Source organism: Streptomyces novaecaesareae, assembly GCF_000716875.1.
In the GTDB taxonomy this organism is placed as follows: domain Bacteria; phylum Actinomycetota; class Actinomycetes; order Streptomycetales; family Streptomycetaceae; genus Kitasatospora; species Kitasatospora novaecaesareae.
The window spans coordinates 1-23983 of the sequence record NZ_JNWQ01000067.1; the positions used below are offsets into that span (position 1 = coordinate 1).

Annotated in this window: 21 protein-coding genes; 8 read left to right on the forward strand and 13 right to left on the reverse strand. The window is 73.6% G+C overall.

Annotated features, from left to right (window positions below; all coding sequences use genetic code 11):
- From OP86_RS39250 to OP86_RS23545, 3 genes are all read right to left on the reverse strand, one after another.
- Nucleotides 1–1863: transglycosylase family protein (locus tag OP86_RS39250; RefSeq protein WP_425337765.1), on the reverse strand; the 1863-nt coding region annotated here is incomplete at its 3' end.
- 494 nt (nucleotides 1864–2357) lie between these two features.
- Nucleotides 2358–3368, reverse strand: a complete 1011-nt coding sequence (locus tag OP86_RS23540) for a helix-turn-helix domain-containing protein (protein WP_030061611.1) — start codon at nucleotides 3366–3368, stop codon at nucleotides 2358–2360.
- A gap of 73 nt (nucleotides 3369–3441) precedes the next feature.
- Nucleotides 3442–3924 carry an SRPBCC family protein gene (locus OP86_RS23545; protein WP_030061610.1) on the reverse strand — a complete coding sequence of 161 codons (483 nt, stop codon included), beginning with the start codon at nucleotides 3922–3924 and terminating at the stop codon, nucleotides 3442–3444.
- A 64-nt stretch (nucleotides 3925–3988) separates the two neighbouring features.
- Between OP86_RS23545 and OP86_RS23550 the strand changes: the two genes are divergently transcribed.
- The 3 genes from OP86_RS23550 to OP86_RS23560 all read left to right on the forward strand — a co-directional run bounded on the left by OP86_RS23550 (nucleotide 3989) and on the right by OP86_RS23560 (nucleotide 5795).
- Nucleotides 3989–4582, forward strand: coding sequence for a TetR/AcrR family transcriptional regulator (locus OP86_RS23550; protein ID WP_030061609.1), 594 nt, complete (start codon nucleotides 3989–3991; stop codon nucleotides 4580–4582).
- 9 nt (nucleotides 4583–4591) lie between these two features.
- The gene (locus tag OP86_RS23555) at nucleotides 4592–5209 is read left to right on the forward strand and encodes a formylglycine-generating enzyme family protein (RefSeq protein WP_030061608.1); all 618 of its coding nucleotides are present in this window, start codon (nucleotides 4592–4594) and stop codon (nucleotides 5207–5209) included.
- Nucleotides 5210–5273: 64 nt separating this feature from the next.
- A complete protein-coding gene (locus OP86_RS23560) occupies nucleotides 5274–5795 on the forward strand; it encodes a GNAT family N-acetyltransferase (protein ID WP_030061607.1) in 522 nt (173 codons plus the stop codon).
- Nucleotides 5796–6002: 207 nt separating this feature from the next.
- Here OP86_RS23560 and OP86_RS38300 read toward each other — a convergent pair whose 3' ends face one another.
- Nucleotides 6003–6152 carry a hypothetical protein gene (locus tag OP86_RS38300; RefSeq protein WP_234435098.1) on the reverse strand — a complete coding sequence of 50 codons (150 nt, stop codon included), beginning with the start codon at nucleotides 6150–6152 and terminating at the stop codon, nucleotides 6003–6005.
- A gap of 42 nt (nucleotides 6153–6194) precedes the next feature.
- Entirely contained in the window at nucleotides 6195–6743 is a 549-nt protein-coding gene (gene soxR, locus OP86_RS23565) for a redox-sensitive transcriptional activator SoxR (RefSeq protein ID WP_051830469.1), read from the reverse strand.
- A gap of 57 nt (nucleotides 6744–6800) precedes the next feature.
- Here soxR and OP86_RS23570 point away from each other — a divergent pair, with 57 nt between their 5' ends.
- Nucleotides 6801–7517 carry a thiamine pyrophosphate-dependent enzyme gene (locus OP86_RS23570; RefSeq protein ID WP_030060345.1) on the forward strand — a complete coding sequence of 239 codons (717 nt, stop codon included), beginning with the start codon at nucleotides 6801–6803 and terminating at the stop codon, nucleotides 7515–7517.
- 103 nt (nucleotides 7518–7620) lie between these two features.
- A complete protein-coding gene (locus OP86_RS23575; protein ID WP_030260510.1) occupies nucleotides 7621–8514 on the forward strand; it encodes a transketolase family protein in 894 nt (297 codons plus the stop codon).
- A gap of 28 nt (nucleotides 8515–8542) precedes the next feature.
- On the opposite strand, the gene treZ is transcribed toward OP86_RS23575, so the two are convergent.
- The 3 genes from treZ to glgX all read right to left on the reverse strand — a co-directional run bounded on the left by treZ (nucleotide 8543) and on the right by glgX (nucleotide 14977).
- The gene (treZ, locus tag OP86_RS23580; RefSeq protein ID WP_030260513.1) at nucleotides 8543–10273 is read right to left on the reverse strand and encodes a malto-oligosyltrehalose trehalohydrolase; all 1731 of its coding nucleotides are present in this window, start codon (nucleotides 10271–10273) and stop codon (nucleotides 8543–8545) included.
- Nucleotides 10273–12729 (reverse strand): malto-oligosyltrehalose synthase, encoded by a 2457-nt coding sequence (treY, locus tag OP86_RS23585; RefSeq protein WP_030260514.1) that lies wholly within the window; start codon nucleotides 12727–12729, stop codon nucleotides 10273–10275. Before treY ends, treZ begins: the two co-directional genes overlap by 1 nt.
- Nucleotides 12730–12853: 124 nt before the next feature.
- Nucleotides 12854–14977, reverse strand: a complete 2124-nt coding sequence (gene glgX / locus OP86_RS23590; protein WP_030060354.1) for a glycogen debranching protein GlgX — start codon at nucleotides 14975–14977, stop codon at nucleotides 12854–12856.
- A 460-nt stretch (nucleotides 14978–15437) separates the two neighbouring features.
- Between glgX and OP86_RS23595 the strand changes: the two genes are divergently transcribed.
- The gene (locus OP86_RS23595) at nucleotides 15438–16628 is read left to right on the forward strand and encodes an SAV2148 family HEPN domain-containing protein (protein WP_051830475.1); all 1191 of its coding nucleotides are present in this window, start codon (nucleotides 15438–15440) and stop codon (nucleotides 16626–16628) included.
- Between the two features lie 116 nt (nucleotides 16629–16744).
- A complete protein-coding gene (locus OP86_RS23600) occupies nucleotides 16745–17356 on the forward strand; it encodes a GNAT family N-acetyltransferase (protein WP_063832442.1) in 612 nt (203 codons plus the stop codon).
- On the opposite strand, the gene OP86_RS23605 is transcribed toward OP86_RS23600, so the two are convergent.
- A complete protein-coding gene (locus tag OP86_RS23605; protein WP_030060357.1) occupies nucleotides 17332–17604 on the reverse strand; it encodes a hypothetical protein in 273 nt (90 codons plus the stop codon). The two genes, OP86_RS23600 and OP86_RS23605, sit on opposite strands and share 25 nt — an antisense overlap.
- Nucleotides 17605–17741: 137 nt before the next feature.
- Here OP86_RS23605 and OP86_RS23610 point away from each other — a divergent pair, with 137 nt between their 5' ends.
- Nucleotides 17742–18443: an exonuclease domain-containing protein gene (locus OP86_RS23610; RefSeq protein WP_030060358.1), complete on the forward strand. Its 702-nt coding sequence runs from the start codon at nucleotides 17742–17744 to the stop codon at nucleotides 18441–18443.
- Nucleotides 18444–18471: 28 nt separating this feature from the next.
- Here OP86_RS23610 and OP86_RS23615 read toward each other — a convergent pair whose 3' ends face one another.
- The 4 genes from OP86_RS23615 to OP86_RS23630 form a co-directional block, all read right to left on the reverse strand.
- Nucleotides 18472–19251 (reverse strand): DUF1963 domain-containing protein, encoded by a 780-nt coding sequence (locus OP86_RS23615; protein ID WP_033333089.1) that lies wholly within the window; start codon nucleotides 19249–19251, stop codon nucleotides 18472–18474.
- A gap of 58 nt (nucleotides 19252–19309) precedes the next feature.
- Nucleotides 19310–20314: a polysaccharide deacetylase family protein gene (locus OP86_RS38860; RefSeq protein WP_078589469.1), complete on the reverse strand. Its 1005-nt coding sequence runs from the start codon at nucleotides 20312–20314 to the stop codon at nucleotides 19310–19312.
- Nucleotides 20315–20544: 230 nt separating this feature from the next.
- Nucleotides 20545–21438 (reverse strand): phosphotransferase enzyme family protein, encoded by an 894-nt coding sequence (locus OP86_RS23625; protein WP_030260520.1) that lies wholly within the window; start codon nucleotides 21436–21438, stop codon nucleotides 20545–20547.
- A gap of 149 nt (nucleotides 21439–21587) precedes the next feature.
- The gene (locus OP86_RS23630; RefSeq protein ID WP_030060362.1) at nucleotides 21588–23852 is read right to left on the reverse strand and encodes an MMPL family transporter; all 2265 of its coding nucleotides are present in this window, start codon (nucleotides 23850–23852) and stop codon (nucleotides 21588–21590) included.
- Nucleotides 23853–23983: the final 131 nt, after the last annotated feature.

Genomic DNA, 23983 nt, shown 5'->3' on the forward strand with positions numbered 1-23983 from the left:
GGTGGGCCGGTAGATGCCGACGGTGTCGAAGGATCCGGCGTTCCAATGGCCCATCAGCGGAACGTCGTTGGGCGCACCGAACCGGTTCGAGCCCAGCACTCCACCGGAGCTGTTGGCCTCGTAGAAGGTCTGGTCACCCGGCCGGTACACCCCGACACCGGTGGTCGGGCGGTAGGGGACGGTGTGGTCGGAGCCGAGGCCGGCCCGGGGGCCGCAGACCGGCCAGGCGCGCTGGCCCTGGCCGGCGAGCACCTTCTCGCCTATCAGGATCTGCTGCTCTTTGGTCGCCTGGTGCGGGAACGGCTGGTACTGCGTGCCGCCGTAGGCCTTCCAGGTGCTCAGCGTGAACTGCAGGCCGCCGTAGAAGCCGTTTCCGGTGTTGATGCTCCAGTCGCCGCCGCTCTCGCACTGGGCCACCTTGTCCCAGGTGGCGATCGAGGCGGCGTGCGCCGGTCCGGCGGTGAGGGCGGTCGCCGCGATGGACAGGCAGAGCGCGCCGAGGGCGGCGCCGGTCCTGGCGCGGGTGGTCCGAGGGGCGGGGCTCATCGTGAATCCTTCGGTCATGGTCGTCGGTCCGTCATGGTGGTCGGTGGGCAGGCGGAGCCGAGGCGCGTGTTCGGGCCGGCCGGTCACGCGCCTCGGATCGGGTCGGGCTGTGGTCAGCCCCAGTTGCCGGTGAGGGGGGTGTCGCCAGTCGCCCTTGATGGGGATGTCGCCGGGGTTGCCGAACTTGATGGTGTGGTCGACGTTGGCTGCGGTGTTGGTGTTGCTGAGGTAGAAGGTGGTGTCGGTGGGGCGGTAGACGCCGATGGTGGTCTTGCCGGTGCCGCTCCAGTTGCCGACGATGGGGATGTCGCCGGGGTTGCCCATCCTGATGGCGTATGTGACGGTGGCGTTGTCGTTGCTGAGGTAGAAGGTGGTGTCGCTGGGGCGGTAGACGCCGATGGTGGTGTAGCCGCGGCCGTCCCAGTCGCCGACGAGGGGGATGTCGCCGGGGTTGCCGAACCTGGTGTTGACCCAGACGGTGCTGTTGTCGGTGCTGAGGGCGAACTCGGCGGTGGTGGGCCGGTAGATGCCGACGGTGTCGAAGGATCCGGCGTTCCAATGGCCCATCAGCGGAACGTCGTTGGGCGCACCGAACCGGTTCGAGCCCAGCACGTAGCGGTACGCCCGGTAGCCGCCGTCGCTGAGGGAGCTGCGGGTGTACGTGGAGTTGCGGGCGGTGGTGCCCTTGTGTGCTTCCTCCATGATGTTGGCCACCGTGTGGCTGCTGTCGGTCCAGCTGACGAACAGCACGACATGGCTGGTGATGTTGTCGAGCATGTCGCCGGGCTTCAGGTCGTCGTAACTGCCGAGCTTGGTGGCGAAGTTGGGAAGTGTCTCGGTGGTCTCGCCGTAGCTCGGGCCGGAGGACGCAAGGTGCCAGGCCATCGAGACGAATCCGGAGCAGTCCTGGCGGTACGTGCCGTTGGCGTCGGACCAGTAGTCGTACTGGCTGTACGGGACGTGCTCGTTCACCCAGGAGTGGGCGCGCGCGAGGATGTCGTTGCGGCTGATCCTGCCGCCGGTTGCGGATGCCGCGGCGAACTCCCGTGCCTGCGCCTGGGGTTGGGCACCGTTCTTGCCCTTCGCGGCCGCCGCCGCGAGCTCCTCGGCGGTCGCGGTGGTCGGGTTCGCGACGCTCGGGGTGAAGGGGGTGCTGTGGCCCGACGTCGGGGTCGTCGTCGTGGCCGACGTCGTCGTGAGTGCGAACCCTGGGGTGGCGGCCTGGGCGGCGCTCGCCGCGCCGAGTCCGGTGGCGCCGATGCCGAGGGCGGCGAGCACGGCCACGGAGCGTATGGCGAGTCGGGACGTACGGGACATGGATGGGTTTCCTCCGAATCGGAGCGAGTGGATGGACGTGGCGGCCACGCGGATGAAGAGGGTCGATCCGCGTCGGGGCCGCGCGCCCGCAGGCGGCGGGGCGCGTTGCGGGGCGCGCTTCGCGGGGCCAGCGGTGGCAATTCGCCGGGAGGCCGCGGTACTTCGCGGGCGACCGTGGCGGTGATGCGCTGGAGGCCGCGGGTACTTCGCTGCTGTGCTTCTCGGGTCCTGACGGCGGCGTCACGGTGGGGCGGACGCCCGTACTGCTCTCAGGACCAACCGGTGTCGCCAGCCGGGGCCGAGCGGCCGATCACGGTCCCCCTCTCCGGGCGCTCGAAGCCATCGCCGACGTGCGGCCCGGAAGGCGTTCCCCGGCTCCCTCGCCGGGGTGCCCTCCGTGCGGTACTCACCGTAGGTCGGGAGTTCGACGGGGGGATCGGCGCTGCGTCGACAGCTCGCCGCTCTGCGTCGACTCCTCCACTCCCTCCACTCCGCTACTCCTCCGCGCGCTCGTGCAGGGCCCGGTGCCGGTGTTCGCGAGGGGTCAGGCCGTACGCGGCTCGGAAGGCGCGGCCGAAGTCGGAGGCGCGTGGGATCCCGCAGTGGGCCGCGATGGCGTGGATCGGCACGGTGTGCAGCACGGGGTCGGCCAGGTCGCGGTGGGCCTTGCGCAGCCGTTGGCCGCGGATCCAGGCGGCGACGGTCTCGCCCTGCGACTGCTGGGTGAACAGGCGGTGCAGGTAGCTGACGGAGATGTGGTGGGCGGCGGCCACCGCGGACGGGGTCAGGTCGGGGTCGTGCAGGTTGTGCCGGATGAACGCCCGTACGTCCTCGACCATGGTCCGCTGCCGGACGTCCCGCGTCGGCGCGGACCCGGCGTCGAGTTCCCGGGCGAGCCAGGCGGCCACCAGGTCGACCAGGACCGCTCCGAGGCGGGAGGCCTCGGCCGGCTGCAGGTCGGCGGCTCGCCGGTCCAGGCTGACGAGGAACTCCGCGAGGAGCGCGCCGGTGCCGGTCCGTCCGCTGAGCCTGCGGCCGAGCAGGTCGCGCAACTGGTGCGCGGGCAGGGGCAGGAGCTCTGCGGGCAGGTCGATGCCCACGCCTTCGACCCGGGCGCCCGGTCCGCCTGCGTCGGGGGCGCCGAAGAGGCGCGCGTCGTACGGATGCGCGCTGTCGATGAACGACAGGTCCCCCGGTCCGAACGTCTCCCTCTGGTCGGCGCCGCGGCTTAGCGCCTGCATGCCGGACGTCAGCAGCGTGACGTGGTAGAGCTGCGCGCCGGACTGCCGCGCCATGCGTTCGGTCCGCCGGCACCGGACCGACGGGAACGAGGTCCCCAGCAAGGTCACCGGCCCCAGCTCCGAACGCCGCAACTCCGCCGAGAAGTCGTCGGCGTGGGGGCTGGTCGCCTCGCATTCCCGCGTCCGCCTGATCGCCTCCCGCCACTGCTCGAAGGGATCCTCCGGGCGCGTGCCGGCCTCCTGGACGGCGCTCCCTGGTCCCACTGTTCCTACTGTTCCCGCGGACAATCTCCGCCCCCTCCAGGCACCTTCATGTCGGCTCTCCGGCAACTTCCGGTCAGCGGTGGACCAGCCGGCGCAGGAGACGGACGTAGGGGCTTCGCCGGGCGGGGATGGCGACCGCGCCCCCGCACGCCCGTACGGCCCGGTCGAGGGCTTCTTCGAGCAGGGCGTCGTGCAGTCGGCGGAAGGCGAGGGGCCAGGTGAGCCGTGCCGGGCCGTGCAGCCGCATGGCGATGGTGTGGCGCAGCAGTGAACCGCCGTCCGCGGGCTCGACGGTGAACTCGTGGAACCCGTCGAACCCGCGCGGCGCGCTGAACCGGAACCGCACCCACCGGCCCGGCAGGTAGTTGACGACCTGGTAGCGGACCGGCCCGTGCCCGCCGGAGGCGCCGGCCGCGAGCGGGCCGTCGAAGCGCATCCGGGGCCAGTCGGGCGCGGGCCAGAGCCGGTCGTCTGCGCCGGCCAGGCCGTCGATGAGCGCGCCGACGGCCTCCGCCGGTGCCGGGATGCTGCGTTCGTGGATGTTGAGCACGGCCATGCCGTGGCCTCCCCCTGGTTTTGGATGACTCTCTCCAATTGATGTGGAGAGTACTCTCCACTGCATGCCCAGACCACCCCGCCATGACGAAGTCACCCTCCTCGACGCCGCCGTCCGCCTCGCCGTCGCCGGTGGACCGGCCGCCGTCACGATGTCCGCCGTGGCCCGCGAGAGCGGTGCGCCGAACGGTTCCGTCTACCACCGGTTCCCCCAACGCGCAGCTCTGCTGGCCGAGTTGTGGCTGCGGACGCTGGGCGACTTCCACGCCACCTACCTGCCGGTCTTCGCGGAGCACGCCGAACCGCACCGGGCCGCCGGGGCGGCGGCCCGGCAGGTCGTCGCCTGGAGCCGGGCCCACCGCGACCTGGCCGTCGTCCTGCTGCACGGTGCGGAGGCCTTCGGCCGGGCCGAGTGGCCGCCGGAGCAGCAGCAGCGCGAACGGCAGGCCGCAGAGCAGGTGCGGGAGGCGCTGGCCGGGCTCGCCGCGCGGCTCGGCACCTCGACACCGCTGGACCTCGACCGGGTCAACCTCGCCGTGGTCGGCCTCCCGCTCGCCGTCGTCCGGCGCCACCTGCGCGCGGGCACCCCGCTGCCCGCGCACGCGGAGGAGCTGGCCGAGCGCGGCGCGGTCGACCTGCTGCGCGGCGGTCGGCCGTAGGATCGCTGGATGATCACCGTTCCGGCAGGCCGCGTCACGCTCTCCGACCGCCGCACGCAGCGCAGTTGGGCGGTGGATGTCGCATCGTTCGAGCTGTCGGCCTGTCCGGTCACCCGTGAGCAGTACGAGGGCGCGACCGGCGACCGCCGCCCGGCGCACAGCGTCTCCTGGCACGACGCCGTCCGCTTCTGCAACGAGCTCTCCCGGCGGGAAGGCCGCACACCCGCGTACGGGGTGGACGGTGAAGACATCGCTTGGGACTCAACCGCCGACGGCTACCGGCTGCCCACCGAGGCCGAGTGGGAGCACGCCTGCCGCGCCGGTACGGACGGCCCGCGCTACGGCCCGCTGGACGAGATCGCCTGGCACCGCGGCAACTCGGGCGAACGTCCGCACCCGGTGGGCGAACTGCGGCCGAACGCCTATGGCCTTCACGACCTCCTCGGCAACGTGTGGGAGTGGTGCTGGGACGTCTACGACGCGGAGGTGTACGGGAGTTATCGCGTCCTGCGCGGCGGCGGCTGGTTCGACGAGCACTGGAGCTGCCGCGCCTCCGTCCGCCGCCGCAGCCATCCGACGCTGCGGATCGACGACGTGGGCTTCCGGATCGCCCGCTCATCGGTCTGAGGAACCAGCGAGCAGGAACCAGCGAGCAGGAACCGGCGTGCAGGGAGCGGTCGTTGGGGTTGGTGTGACCGATGAACCGATCGCCCTCAGCCCGATCACCGAGACCGACCTCCCGCAGTTGGACGCGCTGGTCGCCGGCCCCGAACAGCTGGGCCCGTTCCAGTGGTTCGGCTGGCGCAACCCCGGCAGGTTCCGCCGTATCTGGGCCGAGAACGGCCTGCTCTCCGAGGAGCAGTCGGCGCTGGCGGTCCGGGCCGAGGGGGAGTTCGCGGGCTTCGTCAGCTGGCGTCGGGTGAACGCCGGGCCCAACGCGTGGTACTGGAACATCGGCATCCAGCTCCGCATGGAGCTGTGCGGCCGCGGCATCGGCACCGAGGCCCAACGCCTGCTGGTGGCCTACCTGTTCGCGCACACGACGGCGATGCGGCTGGAGGCGGACACCGAGGTCACCAACCGCGCCGAGCAGCGCGCCCTGGAGAAGGTCGGCTTCCTCCGCGAGGGCGTGCGACGCGGCGCCGTCTTCCGGGACGGCGAGTGGCGCGACAACGTCGTGTACAGCCTGCTGCGGACGGACCCCAGGCCCTAATCCGCCCCGAACCACTCCTCGGCGAGGGCCTCCAGCGTCCGGGCCGCCGGCTTCAACTCCCGTAGGTACCACGGCAGATTGCTGTACACGTGCAGCAGCGTGTACGCCATCAGCAGGCGGGGGTCGAAGGGGCGGCCGTACGCGGCCAGAAGCCGGCCGAGCAGCTGCCGGTCGCCGCGGGTGGTGAAGAGGCCGACGGCGACGAGGTCAGACCGGGACGGAGCCCTCCGCGAAGCGTTCCAGGGGCAGGCCGCCGACGCCGAGCCGGGCGCAGAGTGCCTCGGCGCCGGGGCGCATCACCGACTCGTCGGGGACGACCGCGTCCCACTGCTCGTCCGTCTCCACCACAGGCAGCATGGGCGCACGGTAGGCGGCGAAGAGCGTGTCGGCAAAGGGTTTTCACCGTCCGTCGAGGCGGCTGCCGCAGGCGTCGGCGGTCGTGGAGACCGGCTCCGGACCGGTCGCCGGGTCGCGGGTGAGCAGGTAGCGGGCGCCGGGGCCGGCCTCTGCGGCGCGGTCGCCGGCGTTGTAGAGGGCGCAGCGGGACAGCGAGAGGCAGCCGCAGCCGATGCAGCCGGACAGCTTGCGCTTCAGCAGTTCGAGCTCGGCGATCTGCTCGTCGATCCGGCTCTGCCAGGATTCGGCGACCCGGTCCCACTCGGTGCCGCTGGGGGCGGGGCGCTCGGGGAGGCGGTCGAGGGCGACCCGGGCCTCGTCGAGGGAGAGTCCGACCCGCTGGGCGGCGCGGATGAAGGCGATCCGGCGCAGCGTGCCGCGGGTGTAGCGGCGTTGGCCGCCGGAGGTGCGGGTGGCGTGGATCAGGCCGAGGCTCTCGTAGTAGCGCAGGGCGGACGCGGCGAGGCCGCTGCGGTCGGCGAGTTGGCCGATGGTGAGCAGGTCGGCGTGGTGCGGGCCGGAGGTGCGGCGGCCGTCGGGATGGGCGGTCATGGGAACCCACTGTAACCGCTTGACCTCAAGCTGGCTTTAAGTTGCACCATCGTGGTCATGACGACGAACGCGAGCGCCGAAACCCCTACCGAGAGCCGCTTCGAGGACCTGCCGGCCCTGATGGGCCTGATGACCGGCGACGAGAAGCACGGCCCCGCCGCCACCTCCACCCTGGACGCCCTCTGGGTGCTGTACGACCGGGTGCTGCGGGTCACCCCGGCCGACGCCGAGGCCCAGGACCGGGACCGCTTCCTGCTCTCCAAGGGCCACGGTCCGATGGCCTACTACGCGGTGCTCGCGGCGAAGGGTTTCATCGACCCCGAGGTGCTGCCGAGCTTCGGCGGCTACGACTCGCCGCTCGGCCACCACCCGGACCGCCTGCTGATCCCGGGCGTGGAGATCGCCTCCGGCTCGCTCGGGCACGGCCTGCCGCTGGCCGTCGGCACGGCGCTCGGCCTGCGGGCGCAGGGCCTGACCGACCCGGCGGTGTGGGTGCTGGTCGGCGACGCCGAGTTCGACGAGGGCTCCAACGCCGAGGCGGTGGCCTTCGCCGGGGCGTACGGGCTGGACCGGCTGCACGTGGTGGTGATCGACAACTCCTCGGCCACACACGGCTGGCAGGGCGGGATCGCGGCCAGGTTCGAGGCCGAGGGCTGGTCGACCGCGACGGTCGACGGCCGCGACCACGAGGCGCTGCACCGCGCCTTCACCGCCGAGCACCCGGGCCGCCCGCACGTGGTGGTCGCCCGGGTGGAGCCCAAGGAGAACCACTGAGCGCCCAGCCGCCCCGGCGCACCCGGACGAGCACGCCGACCCGAAAGCCCTGAGAGCCCCGCAAGCCCCGCAAGGCCTGAAAGCCCCGAGAGGAACCCCACCGATGGACACCATGCGCGACCGCTTCGTCGACGTCACCACCCGCCTGCTGGACGAGGACCCCCGCCTGGCCGTGGTGCTCGCCGACATCACCGCAGCCGCCTTCACCCCGGCCCAGGAGCGCCATCCCGACCGGGTGGTCAACGTCGGCATCCGCGAACAGCTGCTGATCGGCGCGGCCGGCGGCCTGGCGCTCAGCGGGATGCGCCCGATCGCCCACACCTTCGCCAGCTTCCTGATCGAACGGCCCTTCGAGCAGGTCAAGTTGGACCTGGTCCACCAGGGCGTCGGCGCCGTCCTGGTCAGCGCGGCCGGCTCGTACGACTGGCCGGCCGGCGGCCGCACCCACATGTCCCCGGGCGACGTCGCGCTGCTGGACACCCTGCCGGACTGGACCGTCCACGTCCCCGGCCACCCGGACGAGGCCGAGCAACTGCTGCGCCACGCCTATGCGGACGGCGACCGCAACGTGTACGTCCGGCTCTCGGCGCACCAGAACGAGGCCGCCGTGGCCGTCGAGCCGGGCCGCTTCACCACGGTCCGCACGGGCTCGCGCGGCGTGGTCCTGGCCGTCGGGCCGATGCTGGACGCGGTGCTCGCGGCCACCGAGGGCCTGGACGTCACCGTGCTGTACGCGGCGACGGTGCGGCCCTTCGACGCCGCCGGGCTGCGCGCGGCGGCCGGCGACCGGGCGGACGTGGTGCTGGTCGAGCCGTACCTGGCGGGCACCTCGGCGAACGAGGCGCACGCGGCGCTGAGCGACCGCCCGCACCGGGTGCTGGGCCTGGGCGTGCCGCGCGAGGAGCACCGGCACTACGGCTCGATCCCGGAGCACCTGGCCGCGTACGGGCTGGACGCGCCCGCGCTGCGGGAGCGGATCGCCACCTTCCTCTGGTGAGCCGCCCGAGCCGCCCGAGCCGCCCGAGCTACACCGCGACCACCGCCACCGCATCCGCCCCCACCCGCACCGCCTCGCCGTCCACCACCGCCGGCCCGAAGGCCGCGACCACCTCCCGCCCGGCGGCCCCCAGCGGCAGCGCGGCCTCTCCGGGCCCGAGGTTGACCGCGACCCGGTACGGCCCGCGGTGCACCACCAGCCAGCCCGCCGCCTCGTCGTGCACCGTCCGCACCGCACCGAGGTCCGGGTCGGCGAGTTCCGGCCGGTCGCGCCGCAGCCGGATCAACGTCCGGTACCAGTCGAGCAGTTCGGTGTGCGGGGAGCGCCGGGGCTCGGTCCAGTCGAGGACGGAGCGCAGCACGGTGGCGGGCTCCTGCGGGTCGGGGACGGCCTCGGCGGCCCAGCCGTGTTCGGCGAACTCCCGCCGTCGGCCGCGGCGGACGGCCTCGGCGAGGACCGGGTCGGTGTGGTCGGTGAAGTACTGCCAGGGGGTGGCGGCGCCCCACTCCTCGCCCATGAACAGCATCGGGGTGAACGGCGAGGTGAGGACGAGCGCGGCGCCGCAGGCGAGCCGGCCGGCGGGGAGCGTGGTGGAGATGCGGTCGCCGAGCGCCCGGTTGCCGACCTGGTCGTGGGTCTGCAGGTAGCCGAGGAGCCGGTGGCCTTCGCCGGTCGGGAACGGGCGTCCGTGGCTGCGGCCGCGGAAGGACGACCAGGTGCCGTCGTGGAAGTACCCGCGGGTGAGCGTCTTGGCGACGGCGGCGAGCGGTTCGCGGGCGAAGTCCGCGTAGTAGCCCTGGGATTCGCCGGCGAGCGCGCAGTGCAGGGCGTGGTGGAAGTCGTCGCTCCACTGTGCGGTGAGGCCCTGGCCGCCGGCCTCGCGGGGGGCGGTGGTGCGGGGGGTGTTGAGGTCGGACTCGGCGACCAGGAACAGCGGCCGGTTCGTCCTGACGGCCAACTTCCGTACCTCGTCGGAGAGTTCCTCCAGGAAGTGGACCGCCCGGTCGTCCGCGAGGGCGTGCACGGCGTCCAGTCGCAGCCCGTCGATCCGGTAGTCGCGCAGCCAGGCCAGCGCGCTGCCGATCAGGTAGGCGCGCACCTCGTCCGAGCCGGGTGCGTCCAGGTTGACCGCGGAGCCCCACGGGGTGTGGTGCCGGTCGGTGAAGTACGGGCCGTACGCGGGAAGGTGGTTGCCGGACGGGCCGAGGTGGTTGTGCACGACGTCCAGCACCACCCCGAGGCCCTTGTGATGGGCCGTGTCGACGAAGCGCTTGAGCCCCTCGGGCCCGCCGTAGGGCTCGTGGACGGCCCAGGGCGAGACCCCGTCGTAGCCCCAGCCGTGCTTGCCGGGGAACGGGCAGACCGGCATCAGTTCGACGAAGTCGACGCCCAACTCGACCAGGTGGTCCAGGCGTTCGGCGGCCGCCTCGAAGGTGCCGCGCGTGGTGAAGGTGCCGATGTGCAGTTCGTAGAGCACCGCCCCGGGCAGGGCGCGGCCGCGCCAGCCGGTGTGCGACCAGTGGAAGGCGGCGTGGTCCACCCGGCGGCTGGGGCCGTCCGGGCCGTGCGGCTGCCACGCCGAGCGCGGGTCGGGCAGCGGGGGGCCGTCGTCGAGCCGGAAGGCGTAGTCGCCGTCCGGTGCCTCGCCGGACCACCAGCCGTCGCGGTCGGCGCAGCGCGCCAACTCGTACTCAGATCCTTCGACTTCGACGCAGACACGGGAAGCGGCGCTGGGCGCCCACACCTCGTAGGCCGGCATCAGCCCCTCCTCGTCAGCAGCGCCACCGGGTACCCGGCCAGCAGCTCGGCCACCGGTACGGACCCGGCCGGGAAGCTCCGCAGGGTCAGTTCGTCCGTCCACGGGCGGCCCGCCGGCAGCTCCAGCACGGTGTTCCGCCAGCCGCCCGCCCGCGCCAGCCCGTACGGCAGCCGGGTGACGGCGGTGACCACGTCGTCGCCCCGGGCGAAGGCCAGCAGATGGTCGCTGGAGACGTCGACGGCGGGCAGCGGCCGGTACGGGCCGAGCGGGTGGGAGCGGCGCAGGTGCAGCGCGGTGGCGGTCAGGTGCAGCTTCTCGCGGGCGAGGTCGCCGGGGCGCGCGGTGGCCGAGTCGGTGAGCCGTACCGCGAGCGCGCCGAGGTCCACCGTGCCGCGGTTGTCCGGGTCGACCAGGGTGTACAGCGGCTCCTCGCTGCCCTGGTAGAGGTCCGGCACGCCCGGCACGGTGAGGTGCAGCAGGGCGGCGGCGAGGGTGTTGGACCGGGCGTACGGGGCGAGGGCGTGCACCCGGCCCTCGATCCGGGGGAGCAGCCCGGGGTTGCCGTAGACGGCGCGGGCCCGGGCCTCCAGGGCCTGCTCGTAGCGGGGGGCTGGGGCGGTCCAGGAGGTGTGCAGCTTGGCCTCGCGGACGGCCTTGAGCAGGGCGGCGACCAGCCGGTCCGGGGTGATCGGCCAGGCGGCGACCAGGGTGTGCCAGAGCAGCCAGTCGGCGTCCCGGTCGAGCCCGGGTGCGGCAGGCCCGGCGGCGGTGGACCAGGCGGCGGCCTCGGCGGCCCAGGCCTCGGGCTGTTCGGCGAGGACGGCGAGCCGGGCGCGGGCGTCGGCGCTGCGCTTGGTGTCGTGGGTGGAGAGCACCGTCATGGAGTGCGGCCAGTCGCGTTCCTGCCGGCGGCACCAGGCGTGGAACTCGGCCGGGTGCAGCCCCGGCCGGGCGGGCTCGCCGCCGACCTCGTTGAGCCCGGGCAGCGCGTTCCAGCGGTAGAAGGCGGTGTCCTCGACGCCCTTGGCGGCCACCGCGGCCGCGGTCTGGGCGAAGCGCACGCAGAACTCGTCGTGGTCCGCCCCGCGCCCGAGCTCGCCGAGCGCCAGCGCGGCCACCAGGCGGTCGGTCGGGTCGGCGGAGCCGTCCAGGGCCGCCCGCAGGTGCCCGTCCGACGAGGGTTCTCCGGGCCGCGCGTACGGCCGGTAGGCCGGATAGCCGGTGAGTAGCCGCCCGATCGCCGCGTGCAGCTGCCCGGGCGCGTGGTCGGCGTGCGCGGGCTCGGCGGCGCCGATCCGCAGCGCGATCCGCACCAGCCGCTCGACCTCGGCGGCCAGCTCCCCGTCCGGTCCGGTCATCTCGGCCCGCCCGCGCCGGGCGGCGGCGATCGCCGGGTGCGGGTCCTCGCACCGGTCCCGGACCGGGCCGCCGTGCAGGAAGGACTCGTACGCCCCGGCCAGCCGGCCGGCGCCCGCGCGGTCGATGAGCACGCCGTCGATGCGGCGCAGCGCGTCGTAGCCGGTGGTGCCGGCGACCGGCCAGTCCTCGGGCAGCCGCTCCTCGCCGGTGAGGATCTTCTCGACCACGGTGTAGGCGCCGCCGGTGGCGTCGGCGAGGCGGCGCAGGTAGCCGCGGGGGTCGGCGAGCCCGTCCGGGTGGTCGATCCGGAAGCCGTCCAGGACGCCGTCGGCGTGCAGCCGCAGCAGTACGGCGTGGGTGGCGGCGAACACCTCCGGGTCCTCGACCCGCAGCGCGATCAGCTCGTTGACGGTGAAGAAGCGCCGGTAGTTGAGTTCGGTGCGGGCCAGCCGCCACCAGGCGAGCCGGTACCACTGGCGGGCGAGCAGCTCGGGCAGCGGCAGCCCCGCGGTGCCGGGGCGCAGCGGCAGTTCGTGCCGGTGGTAGCGCAGTACTTCACCGTCCACGGTCAGCTGGTCCAGGACGGCGCCGAGCCGGTCGCCGAGCAGCGGCAGCAGCACCCGGCCGCGGTCGGGGGCGTCGGCGGGGCCGGGCTGGGCGCTCCAGTCGATGTCGAACCAGCGCGCGTACGGGGAGTCGGGCCCGTCGCGCAGCACCTGCCACAGCGGCCGGTTGAGCCGCTCGGGGGCGGGCACGGCCATGTGGTTGGGCACCACGTCGGCGATCAGCCGCAGGTGGTGGCGGTGTGCTTCGGCCGCGAGGGCCCGCAGCGCCGTCTCGCCGCCGAGCTGCTCGCTGATCCGGGTGTGGTCGACGGTGTCGTAGCCGTGGGTGGAGCCGGGGACGGCCTCCAGCAGCGGGGAGAGGTGCAGGTGGGAGACGCCGAGGGCGGCCAGGTACGGGACGGCGGCGGTGGCGTCGCGGAGGGTGAAGCCGGGCTGGAGCTGGAGGCGGTAGCTCGCGGTCGGTGCGGTGGGCGTGCCGCCGGGAGGGGGGACGGCCGGGCGGGGCTGTGCGGGCTCGGCGGCGGAGGTCATAGCTCCATAGGTACCCGGGGGAGCCTGCCGCCAAGACCCGCTGCTGATCCGAACGGGTGACCGGACTCGAACGGGTGGTCGATCCCGGTCGTGGTGAGTCCCTACGCCGGCGGTTGCAGGACCGTCACGCCGGCCGTTGCAGCACCATCAGCGAGCGGTCGGTGAGCCACAGCGCGTCGCCCGCCTTGACCCGTGCCCCCGTGCCCGGGGCGGGCAGCCGGGGCCGCGCGGTGTCCACCACGACCTGCCACTCCTGCCCGTGGTCGGCGGGCACGGTGAACTCCAGCGGCTCGAAGTGCGCGTTGAACATCAGCAGGAAGGAGTCGTCGACGATCCGCCCGCCGCGCCGGTCCGGTTCGGAGATGGCGTAGCCGTTGAGGAAGACGGTCAGCGACTTGGCGTGGCTGGCGCCCCAGTTGCGCTTGGTCATCTCCTCCCCGGTCGGGGTGAACCAGGCGATGTCGGTGAGGTCGTCGAACCCGCCGGAGGCGGACACCGGCCGTCCGTGGAAGAACCGCCGGCGCCGGAACACCGGGTGGTCGCGGCGCAGCCAGATCATCCCCTGGGTGAACTCCAGCAGCCGCGCCTGCGGCCCGTCGCCCTCGGGCCAGTGCACCCAGGTGAGTTCGTTGTCCTGGCAGTAGGCGTTGTTGTTGCCCCGCTGGGTGCGGCCGAGTTCGTCGCCGTGCGAGAGCATCGGCACGCCCTGGGAGAGCATCAGGGTGGCGATGAAGTTGCGCTGCTGGCGTGCTCTGAGCTCCTCGACTGCCGGGTCGGGGGTGGGGCCCTCGACGCCGCAGTTCCACGAGCGGTTGAAGGACTCGCCGTCGCGGTTGTCCTCGCCGTTGGCGTGGTTGTGCTTGTCGTTGTAGGAGACGAGGTCGCGCAGGGTGAAGCCGTCGTGGCAGGTGACGAAGTTGATGGAGGCGATCGGGCGGCGGCCGTCGTCCTGGTAGAGGTCGGAGGAGCCGGTGAGCCGGGAGCCGAACTCGGCGAGGGTGGCGTTCTCGCCGCGCCACAGGTCGCGCACGGTGTCCCGGTACATGCCGTTCCACTCCGTCCACAGCGGCGGGAAGTTGCCGACCTGGTAGCCGCCCTCGCCGAGGTCCCAGGGCTCGGCGATGAGCTTGGCCTGGGAGACCACCGGGTCCTGCTGGACCAGGTCGAAGAAGGAGGAGAGCCGGTCCACCTCGTGGAACTGCCGGGCGAGGGTGGCGGCGAGGTCGAAGCGGAAGCCGTCCACGTGCATCTCGGTGACCCAGTAGCGCAGTGAGTCCATGATCAGCTGGAGCACGTGCGGGCTGCGCATCAGCAGGCTGTTGCCGGTGCCGGTGGTGTCCTCGTAGAACCGCTGGTCCTGGGCGAGGCGGTAGTAGGAGACGTTGTCCAGTCCCCGCAGCGAGAGCGTCGGGCCGAGGTGGTTGCCCTCGGCGGTGTGGTTGTAGACGACGTCCAGGATCACCTCGATGCCGGCCGCGTGCAGGGCCTTGACCATCGACTTGAACTCCTGCACCTGCTGCCCGCGGTCGCCGGTGGAGGAGTAGGAGGAGTGCGGTGCGAAGAAGCCGACGGTGTTGTAGCCCCAGTAGTTGGCCAGGCCGAGGTCGCGCAGCCGGTGGTCGCGGACGAACTGGTGCACCGGCATCAGCTCGATCGCGGTGACGCCGAGCTTGGCCAGGTGCTCGATCACCGCCGGGTGGGCCAGGCCCGCGTACGTTCCGCGGATCTCCTCGGGGATGCCCGGGTGCAGCCGGGTGAGGCCCTTGACGTGGGCCTCGTAGATGACGGTGCGGTGGTAGTCGGTGCGCGGCGGTCGGTCGGTGCCCCAGTCGAAGTACGGGTTGATCACCACCGAGTGCATGGTGTGCGGGGCGGAGTCGAGGTCGTTGCGGCGCTCGGGGGCGCCGAAGTGGTAGCCGTAGACCGACTCGTCCCAGTCGATGTGCCCGCTCATCGCCTTGGCGTACGGATCCAGGAGCAGCTTGGCGCTGTTGTGCCGCTGACCCAGGCCCGGGTTGTACGGTCCGTGCACGCGGAAGCCGTACCGCTGGCCCGGCTGGATGCCCGGGAGGTAGGCGTGCCGGACGAAGGCGTCCGTCTCGCGCAGTTCGACGGCCGTCTCCGAGCCGTCCTCGTCGATCAGGCACAGCTCGATGCGGTCGGCGCTCTCGGAGAAGACCGCGAAGTTGGTGCCGGCCCCGTCGTAGGTGGCGCCGAGCGGGTAGGGCGTACCGGGCCAGACCTGCATGGCTCCTCAACTTCCTTGCTGCAGACGGAAACTGACGTGTAGTCCGACAATAGATCCGGGTCGGCCGGGCATGTTCCGTGCCGGCGTGCCGTGACGCACGGCACAGCGCATACTCCCCGAGCCCTTCCCCGGGGGCCGGGAGAACCGGCCCGGGTTGGTCCGAACGAGTGGCCGAGCGGTATTCCTGTGAAGAGTGGGGCCGCTGGTGGGGGCGGGAGCGGCCCGGTGGGGGCGCCGGAGCCGTCGGCCATCCGGCTGCAGCCGCTCTCGGCGGGCAGTACCCTTGATCGTCCGGCCGCCCCGGCCGACCGGTGCTTGTCAACGGCCCGTCAACGGTCCCCGCGCCCGCGGGGGTCAGCCGCAGATGAGGTGGCGCATGGTGTTCCCCGCTGGCGGCCGTGGCTTCGGGCCCGACGGCCCCGACCGGGGCGGCGCCCGCAGCGAGGCGCCCACGGTCGTCATGCGCCCCACCCTGACCGGCCGCACACTGGTGCCCGCCCAGAGCGGACCGGTGGAGATACCCGCACTGGCCTGGTCGGCCGGCGAATGGGAGGAGTCCTACCAGCGGGTACGGCTCTCCGGCCGCGCCTACGTCTGGCTCAACCTGGTCGAACAGCGGCTGCGCTCCCTGGTGGACGAGGTGCTGCACCCCATCTACGCCCCCGCCCACGGCGAGGACTGGGTCACCGCCGCCGCCGGACCGGCCGGCGAGGAATGGGCCCACCGGGCCGGGGCCGTACGCGAGGTCAGCCGCCGCAAGGGCTACCTGCTCGACCCGGCCGACGACGACCCGCTGGTCTTCCTCACCCTGCCCCAGCTGCGCGAACTGATGGTGCAGCACTGGCCCTGCTTCGAGCCGTACCTGGCCGACCGGCGCGAGATCGAACTCGCGCTGGACGAACTGGAGGTCGCCCGGCACGTGGTCTCCCGCAACCGGGTGCTCACCCAGACCGTGCTCGCCCAGACCGAACGGGCCGCGGCCCGGCTGCTGGCCGTCCTGGACGGCGGCGCGGGCGGGGTGCCCGCCGACGTGGTGGAGTCCCTGGTGGCCGGCCGGTACGCGGACGTGGTCGCGGTGCACGCCGACCGGGTCCGGCTGCAGCGCGACCTGCCCGTGGAGGACCTGCTGGACGGCGCCCGACGCCTGGACGCGCTCGGCATCGGCCTCGGCATGCTCTGCCAGAACTACACCGGCAAGCGCCTGGTGCGCCTCGCCGGCGAGGGGTGCCGGGTACGGCTGCTCTTCCTCAACCCGGCGAGCAGCGCGGTTCGCCGCCGCGAACGCGAACTCGGCCTCGGAAGAGGCGAGTTGTCCCGCTCGATCGAGATGAACATCATGCACGTGCGCCGGGTCAGGGCCAGACTGCGGGACCAGGGCGGCTTCGAGATCAGGGTCTTCGACGAGACCCCGCGCTTCACCGCCTACCTGGTCGAAGGCCCCCGCGCGACCGGCCAGGTCGGCGGCCGCCGGCAGAGCCGCGACCTCGGCGTCATCCAGCCCTACCTGCGCCGCGCCCGCGGCATGGAATCCCCGGCACTGGTGCTGCGCGGCGGCGCCGGCCAGCAGCCCGGAGGCACCGAGCCCGGGCTGCTGGAGGTCTACCGCGAGGAGTTCGAAGGACTCTGGGGGGACTCCCGGCCGGTCTCCTGACGCCCGCAGCCTGAGGCCCGCAGCCTGAGGCCCACATCCTGAGGCCCACATCCTGAGGCCCACATCCTGAGAAACGTGCTGGCCGGGGCGGTGCGGGCGCTGCAAGACTGCGGGCCGTGAACAGCCTCCCCGCCTGGACCCTGGAACCCGCCGCGTTCCACGACCTCGACCGCATCACCAACCTCAAGGACCAGGTGATGCGCGCCGACCTGGAACGCCTCGGCCGCTGGGACCCGGACCGCTCCCGCCGCCGGGTACGGGACTCCTTCTCCACCAGGTGGACCTCCGTGCTGCTGGTCGAAGGCGCCTTCGCGGGCTCCGTCACCGTCCGCCCCGACGAACAGGGCGGGCGCCACCTGGAGCTGTTCTACCTGGCCCCGCACCTCCAGGGCCGCGGCCTCGGCACCGCCGTGCTGCGCCGGCTCCTCGCCGAGGCCGACGCCGCCGGGGAGCCGGTGCGACTCGTCGTCCTGCAGGGCAGCGCCGCCCAGCGGCTGTACGAGCGGCACGGCTTCACCGTCGTCCACGAGGACCCGATCGACGTCCACATGTACCGCCCGGCCCCCGAGCCCACCCCCGCGACCACCCCGGAGCAGGCGGCAGTGTTCGGTCGCCGGGACGGACCGGGCCCATTCGACGACAGCGGGGGCCGGTTTCGGCCGGGTGGTGAGCTCGGCGACCACGTTCGTGTCCAGGAGATAGATCACTCGGGATCCGCCTCGTCGTAGGAGCGCGACCCGAACTCCAGCCCTTCGAAGGGCGTCGACAGAAGGAAGTCGAGGAAGCCGTCGGTGCCCAGCGTCGCCCAGCGGTGCAGCATCGCCGGCAGCGCGTCGATGTCGGTGTCGGCGAGCTCGGCGTCGAAGTGCCGTGCCTGGTCCTGGGGAAGGGACGCGCGGATCTCTCTGATCGTCCGCAGCGGGTGGGACTCGTCGGGCCGGTGAGGGGGCACGGGCAGGTTCGGGGCGGTGCTCATGGGTGGCTCCTCCGTTCGGGTCCGAGGACCAGCCAGGCCCGGCGGGTGGGGGAGCGGCCGACCCCGTGAGCCGGATTGTCGGTGGGGCGGGTGATGATAGGGGCTGTTTCGAGAGGCAGGACGGAAGGACACACCTGATGAGCTGGTGGCAGCAGCCACTGGTCGGCTTCGACCTGGAGACCACGGGCACCGACCCGGCCGTGGACCGCATCGTCACGGCCGCGCTCGTGGACACCGTCGGGGCCGCCCGGGTGGGCGCCGCGCACTGGCTGCTCGATCCCGGGGTGCCGATACCCGCCGAGGCGGAGGCGATCCACGGGATCGGGGACGAGGTCGCGCGGGGCAAGGGGCGGTCGGCGAAGGAGGCGGTGGAGGAGATAGCCGCCGCGCTGTGCGGGCGGATAGCCGCCGGTCGGCCGGTGGTGGCGTTCAACGCGCCGTTCGACCTGTCGCTGCTCGACGCCGAGCTGGGCCGGTACGGTCTGGCGACGCTCGCGGAGCGCCTGGGCGGGCCGGTCGGGCCGGTGCTGGATGCGCTGGTGATCGACCGGGCCGTGGACAAGTACCGCAAGGGCTCGCGCACGCTGCAGCGGGTCTGCGAGGTGTACGGGGTGGAGCTGACGGACGCGCACGAGGCGGGCAGCGACGCGCTGGCCGCCGTCCGGGTCGCCGTCGCGCTGGCCGGGCGCTACCCGGCCGAGGTGGGCGCGGTGGCGCCGGCCGAGCTGCACCGGCGCCAGATCGGCTGGTACCGGGACTGGGCGGAGGGCCTGCAGGCCTGGCTGCGCCGCGACAAGGACCCGCAGGCGGTGGTCGACCCGCGCTGGCCCGCCCGGTAGCACTCTCGCGCTGCCTGACCCGGCGGGTCTACTGGAGGTCCAGGCCCACCGGGTGGGCGAGGTCGGCCGGGCAGACGAAGACGTGCAGTTCGCCGTGGCGCCCGACCGAGAGGTCAGGGGCGCCGCCGCTCTCCACGGTGAGCAGGTGGACCATCCGGGCGCCGCACCCGCAGTCGATCGGGATGAGGTCGGTGGAGTGCCAGGACGGCCAGCCGCCGAGCTTCCAGCCGTCGGCGCGGCCGTGGTCCCGCTCGTACTCGATGCCCTGCCGGGTCGTGAACTCCTCGGTGGCGGCGTGGAGTTCGCCTGGAAGCTCGTCCCGGTCGGGCAGGTCGAGGACCTGCTCGGGGCGGAGCGCGCAGGGCGTCGGCAGGTAGTACTCGTCGCTGTGCCGGGGCGGCGGGGGTGTGGCCGGAGCGAGGTCGGCGGCGCGCTGCCAGTGCAGTTCGACGGCCGGGCCGTAGTAGTAGCGCTCGCCCTGGATGTCGTCGTGGTCGTTGGGGCACCAGAGCACCTGGAGCCGGTCGGCGCCGTCCGGCCAGGGCAGGTGCGGGGCGTCCTCGGCGCGCAGGTGCGCGAGCACGATCACGGCCGTCCCGGCGGCGGCGGTGTGCTCCTCCTCGGGGTGGCCGGCGGTGCAGTGCGGCCAGGGCTGGTCGGCCGGCCAGAGCGCGGGGCCGCCGATCCGACTCGCCTGCGGGGCGGGCGTCGCGGCGTAGGGGCGGAGCAGGGTGGCGGGCCGCAGGTACGGGGCCAGCCCGGGGACGGCGGCGACGAGCTCGGCGGGGGTGGGTCTGCGGTCGGTCACGCCACCCACCCTAGAGTCGGCGGCCGGCCGGCCGTCCCGGGACCGGCCGCCAACTGCCCTACTGTGCCGGGAAGTCGAAGGTGTACCCCTGGGCGACCAGCCAGGGCAGCAGCTGCTTGAGTGCGGCCACGGTCTGGCTGCGGTCGCCGCCGCCGTCGTGCATGAGGATCACGCCGCCGGGCTTGAGCTGCTTCTGGACGGTGGAGACGATCGCCGGCACGCCGGGGCGGGACCAGTCGCGGGGGTCGACGGACCAGCCGAGCGAGGACATTCCGAGGCTCGCGGTGATCTGCTCGTTGTCGGCGTTGAAGCCGCCGCCGGGAGCCCGGAACCAGCTGACCTGGGTGCCGGGGCCGCCGGCCTGGACGATCATGTCCCGGGCGGCGGTGATCTCGTACACCGCCTTGTCGTGCGGGAGCTTCGCGAACGGCTGGGGGTGGTGGACGCTGTGGTCGCAGAGCCGGTGTCCGGCGGCCAGGACGCGCTTGACCACGGCCGGGTTGGCGGCGGCGTTCTGGCCGATCTCGCAGAAGGTGGCCTTGGCGTGGTACTGGGCGAGCAGGTCGAGGATCTGGCCGGTCGCGGGGCCGGGGCCGTCGTCGAAGGTGAGCGCGACGGTCCGGCCGCCGGAGGCGGTGGAGCCGATCACCGTGCCCGCCCCGGTGTGCGGGGGCGGCGCCGCGGGGGAGGAGGCCGGGACCGGGGTCGTGGCGGGCGCGCTGGGGGAGGACGGGTCCGCGACCGCGGGCGTGCGCGGCTTCGCGGGAACGGCGGGGGCGGTCGGGGCGGAGGAGCCGGCCGGTGCGGAGGAGGCGGGCGAGCCGGAGGCCGGGGGCAGACCGTCGGAGCCGGGCGTCGGGGCGGTGGTGGTCGGGGCCGTCCCGTTCGGCTGTCCGGCGACCGGCGGCTGCGCGGTGGTGCTCGGCGACTGCAGGGCCCCGCTGGCGGTCCCGCAGGCGGCCAGTCCCAGGGCGGCTGCCACGGCGACGCAGCTCGCTATCAGTCGGCGCCGGGAGCGGGACGGACGGGTCGGGGCGGAGGGGCGGCGGGCGGTCCGGTGCATGACGGCGGCTCCTGAGGCACGGGTACGGTGCCGATTCCTCGGGTCAGGATGACTGTCCGATAGGACGCCGAGCGTACGTGCCTCGGTTGCGCGCCGGACCGGTCAGCTCCAGGAGTCTTCTCACACCCGCACGGGTTGGCGTGCACCGGCCGGACGGGGTACGGCCCGACCGCCCGCCGGGGTACGGCCCGACCGCCGGCCGGGGGTACGGCCCGCCCGCCCGTCCGCCCTCAGAACGGGTACCAGCGCACCCCGGTGGCCCCGTCCCGCAGGGAGTCGACCCGGCGCCGGAACTCCGCCAGCGCGGCCGGGTTGCTCGCCGCCTGCTGCGCGACCCAGGAGGCGCTGGCGGTCTCCCGGGCCCCGCGCAGCACCGTGAAGCCGAGCCACTCGCGCACGTCCCAGCCGTACGCCGCGGTGAACGCGTCGTACTCCTCGGCGGGCACGCCGTAGCGGTCGTGGGCGAGGGCGAGGACCACCAGGTCGTGTTCGCGCAGGTCGTCGGCGACGAATTCGAGGTCGAGCAGGACCGGCCCGTCCGGGCCGACGTGGACGTTGCGCGGCAGCGCGTCGCCGTGGATCACGCCGGGGTGCAGCCGGGGGACGAGGTCGGGCAGGGCGGCCTCGAAGGCGGCGCGGCGGTGGCGCAGGAAGGCGACGTCCTCGGGGGCGACGTGGCCCTCGGCGGAGGCCAGCCAGCGTTCGACCGGGGCCAGCAGGTCGCGCCGGCCGAGCGGGACGGGCGGCACCGGCAGCCGGTGCAGGGCGTGCAGCAGCGGGGCGAGGTCGACCGGGCGGGCCGGGCGGACGGCGGGCGTGAGCCGGTGCCAGAAGGTGACGGGGTGCCCGTCGGCGGACTGCGGCTCGGGCGCCACGGCGTCGTACGGCCGCACCACCGGGACGCCCTGCCCGGCCAGCCAGTGGGCGACGGTCAGTTCGCGGTGCGCCCGGTCGTACAGCTCGGGGCCGCGGCCGACCTTGGCGACCACGGCCGGGTCGCCGAGGTCGAAGACGGCGTTCTCGCCGAGCGCGAGCAGCGGGGCGTCGCCGGGGCCCGGGAGCCCGGCGGAATCGCAGGCGCGGGCGAGCAGCAGCCGGGCGCGGCCCTCGTCGAAGGGGATCATGCCGGGGCTCCGTTCCGCCGGGGTTCACCCGGGGGATCCCGGACGGTGATCATCATGACGCACGGACGCCGGGCCCCGCGCGCTGCGGGGCCCGGCGTGGTTCGCGCCGGCTCGCGTCACCGGTGCCGGCTCGCGTCACCGGTGTCGGTTCACACCTCAACCCTGCGGTGCCGCGCCCCGTCCACCGGGGAAGCCGGGGAAGCGGGGGCGGCGGGCTGCCCCGGCAGGGTGCTCGCGGCGCCGAGCGGCGGGACGGCCTCGCCGTGCGAGAGGTCCGGCAGCCAGCCCAGCCAGCGCGGCAGGTACCAGTTGCGGTCGCCGAGCAGGCTCATCACCGAGGGCAGCAGCACCGCGCGGATCACCGTCGCGTCGATCAGCACCGCGACCGCCAGGCCCACGCCCATCTGCTTCATCGCCTGCATCGACAGGGTGCCGAAGACCCCGAACACCGCCACCATGATCACCGCGGCGCTGGTGACCACCCCGGCCGTGGAGCGGATGCCGTGGGCGATCGCGGCCCGGGTCGGCAGGCCGCGGTCGTGGCCCTCCTTGATCCGGGAGACCACGAAGACGTGGTAGTCCATCGAGAGCCCGAAGAGGATCACGAAGAGGAACAGCGGCACCCAGGACTCCACCGCGCCGACCCCGGCGGTGCCCAGCAGCGAGGCGCCCACGCCGTGCTGGAAGACCAGCGTCAGCACCCCGTACGCGGCGCCCACCGAGAGCAGGTTGAGCACCACGGCGGTGCCGGCCACGGCCAGCGAGCGGAAGGAGGTGAGCATCAGCAGGAAGGCGAAGGCGACCACGAAGCCGAAGACCAGTGGCATCGAGCCGGTCATCCTGGCGTTGAAGTCGTACGACCCGGCGGTTCGCCCGGTGACCGGGGCCTCGGTGCCGGGCACCTTCAGGACGGTGGCGGGCACCAGGTCCTCGCGCAGGGTCTTCAGCGCGGCGTTGCTGGTGGCGTCGTTGCCGGTGCCGTCGAGCGGGATGTCCACGGTGGCGACGTTCTTGTCGGCGTGCACGGCGACCTCCACCGGGCCGTGCATCCGGCCGCTGGCCAGGGCCTTCGCCTTGAGGTCGGCGATCGCGGCGGTCATCGCGGGGGAGCCGATGTCGGCGGCCTTGATGACGACGGTGGCCGGGGCCGGGCTGCCGGGGAAGGCGGCCTCGATCTTCTGCGAGGCGGCGACCAGCTCGTTGCCCCTGGGCAGCTGCTGCTGGAAGGTGAGGTTGGCGGTGTGCATGGTGAGCAGGGGCGCGGCGAGGGCGAGCAGGAAGGCCCCGGCGAGCACGGTGGCGGCCAGCGGGCGGCGCAGCACCGGGGTCAGCACCGCGTTCCAGAAGCGGCCCCCGGTCTGCGCGGCGTCCGGGCGGCGCAGCCTGGCGAGGAGGGGCACCCGCCCCTTCTCGACCCGGTCGCCGAGCATGGACAGCAGCGCGGGCAGCACGGTGAGCGAGCCGAGCACGGCGGTGATCACGACCAGGATGGTGGCGAAGGCCATCGCCCGGAAGTCGGCGATCCCGGTGAGGAACATGCCGGCCATCGCGACCACCACGGTGACCCCGGAGACCAGCACCGCCCGGCCGCTGGTGGCGGCGGCCACCGTCAGCGCGGTCCGCGCGTCGCGCCCGGCGGCGCGCTCCTCGCGCTCGCGGCGCAGGTAGAAGAGGCAGTAGTCGACGCCGACGGCGAGGCCGACCAGCAGCATCACCGAGCTGGCGTCGTCGCTGGTGTGCAGCAGCCCGCTGCCGAGCATGACCAGGCCGGCGGCCGCGACGAAGGCGGTCAGGGCGAGCACCACCGGCAGCACGGCGGCGACCAGCGCGCCGAAGGCGATCAGCAGGATGCCGAGGGCGAGCGGCACGGCCGTCCACTCGGCGCGGGCGAAGTCGTTCTTGAACTGGTCCTGGATCCACTTGCCGGAGCTGGCGTCGCCGAGTTCGACCACGGTCAGCCCGGGGTGCTGCTTCTGCACGCCGGCCACCGCGTCCAGTACGGACGCGACGTTGGCGAGCGCCTCGTCCTGGTCGCCCTTGAGGGTCAGCAGGACGAGCGCGGAGTGGCCGTCCGCGGAGACCGCCTTGGTGTCGTAGGGGGAGCGGATCCCGGCGGCCTTGCCGGTGCGGTCGACGGCGGAGACGACCTGGGCGACGACCTCGCGGAAGTCGGGGTCGTCGGCGCTGCGGGTGGCGCTCTGCACCAGGACGGTCTCGCTCGCCGGGCTCTTCAGCCCGGCGTCGTCGAGGATCTTCGCGGCCCGGGAGACCTGGCCGGGCATCGACTCGGCCTCGGTCACCTTGGTGCTGCCGTGCATGCCGCCGAGCATGGTGGCCAGCACGACGAAGAGCAGCCAGCCGAAGACGGCGGTCTTCCGGTGCCGGGCGCTCCAGGCGCCCATCGCGGCAGCCATGCCGAGCCTGGCCTTTACGGGTCCGGCCTGAACGGGTCCGGTACTCGCCGGTCCGGTCTGAACGGGTCTGGTGTTCGCGAGTCTGGTGTTCGCGGGCTTCACGGGTGGTCCCCCCTGGGAGAGCGGCGGCG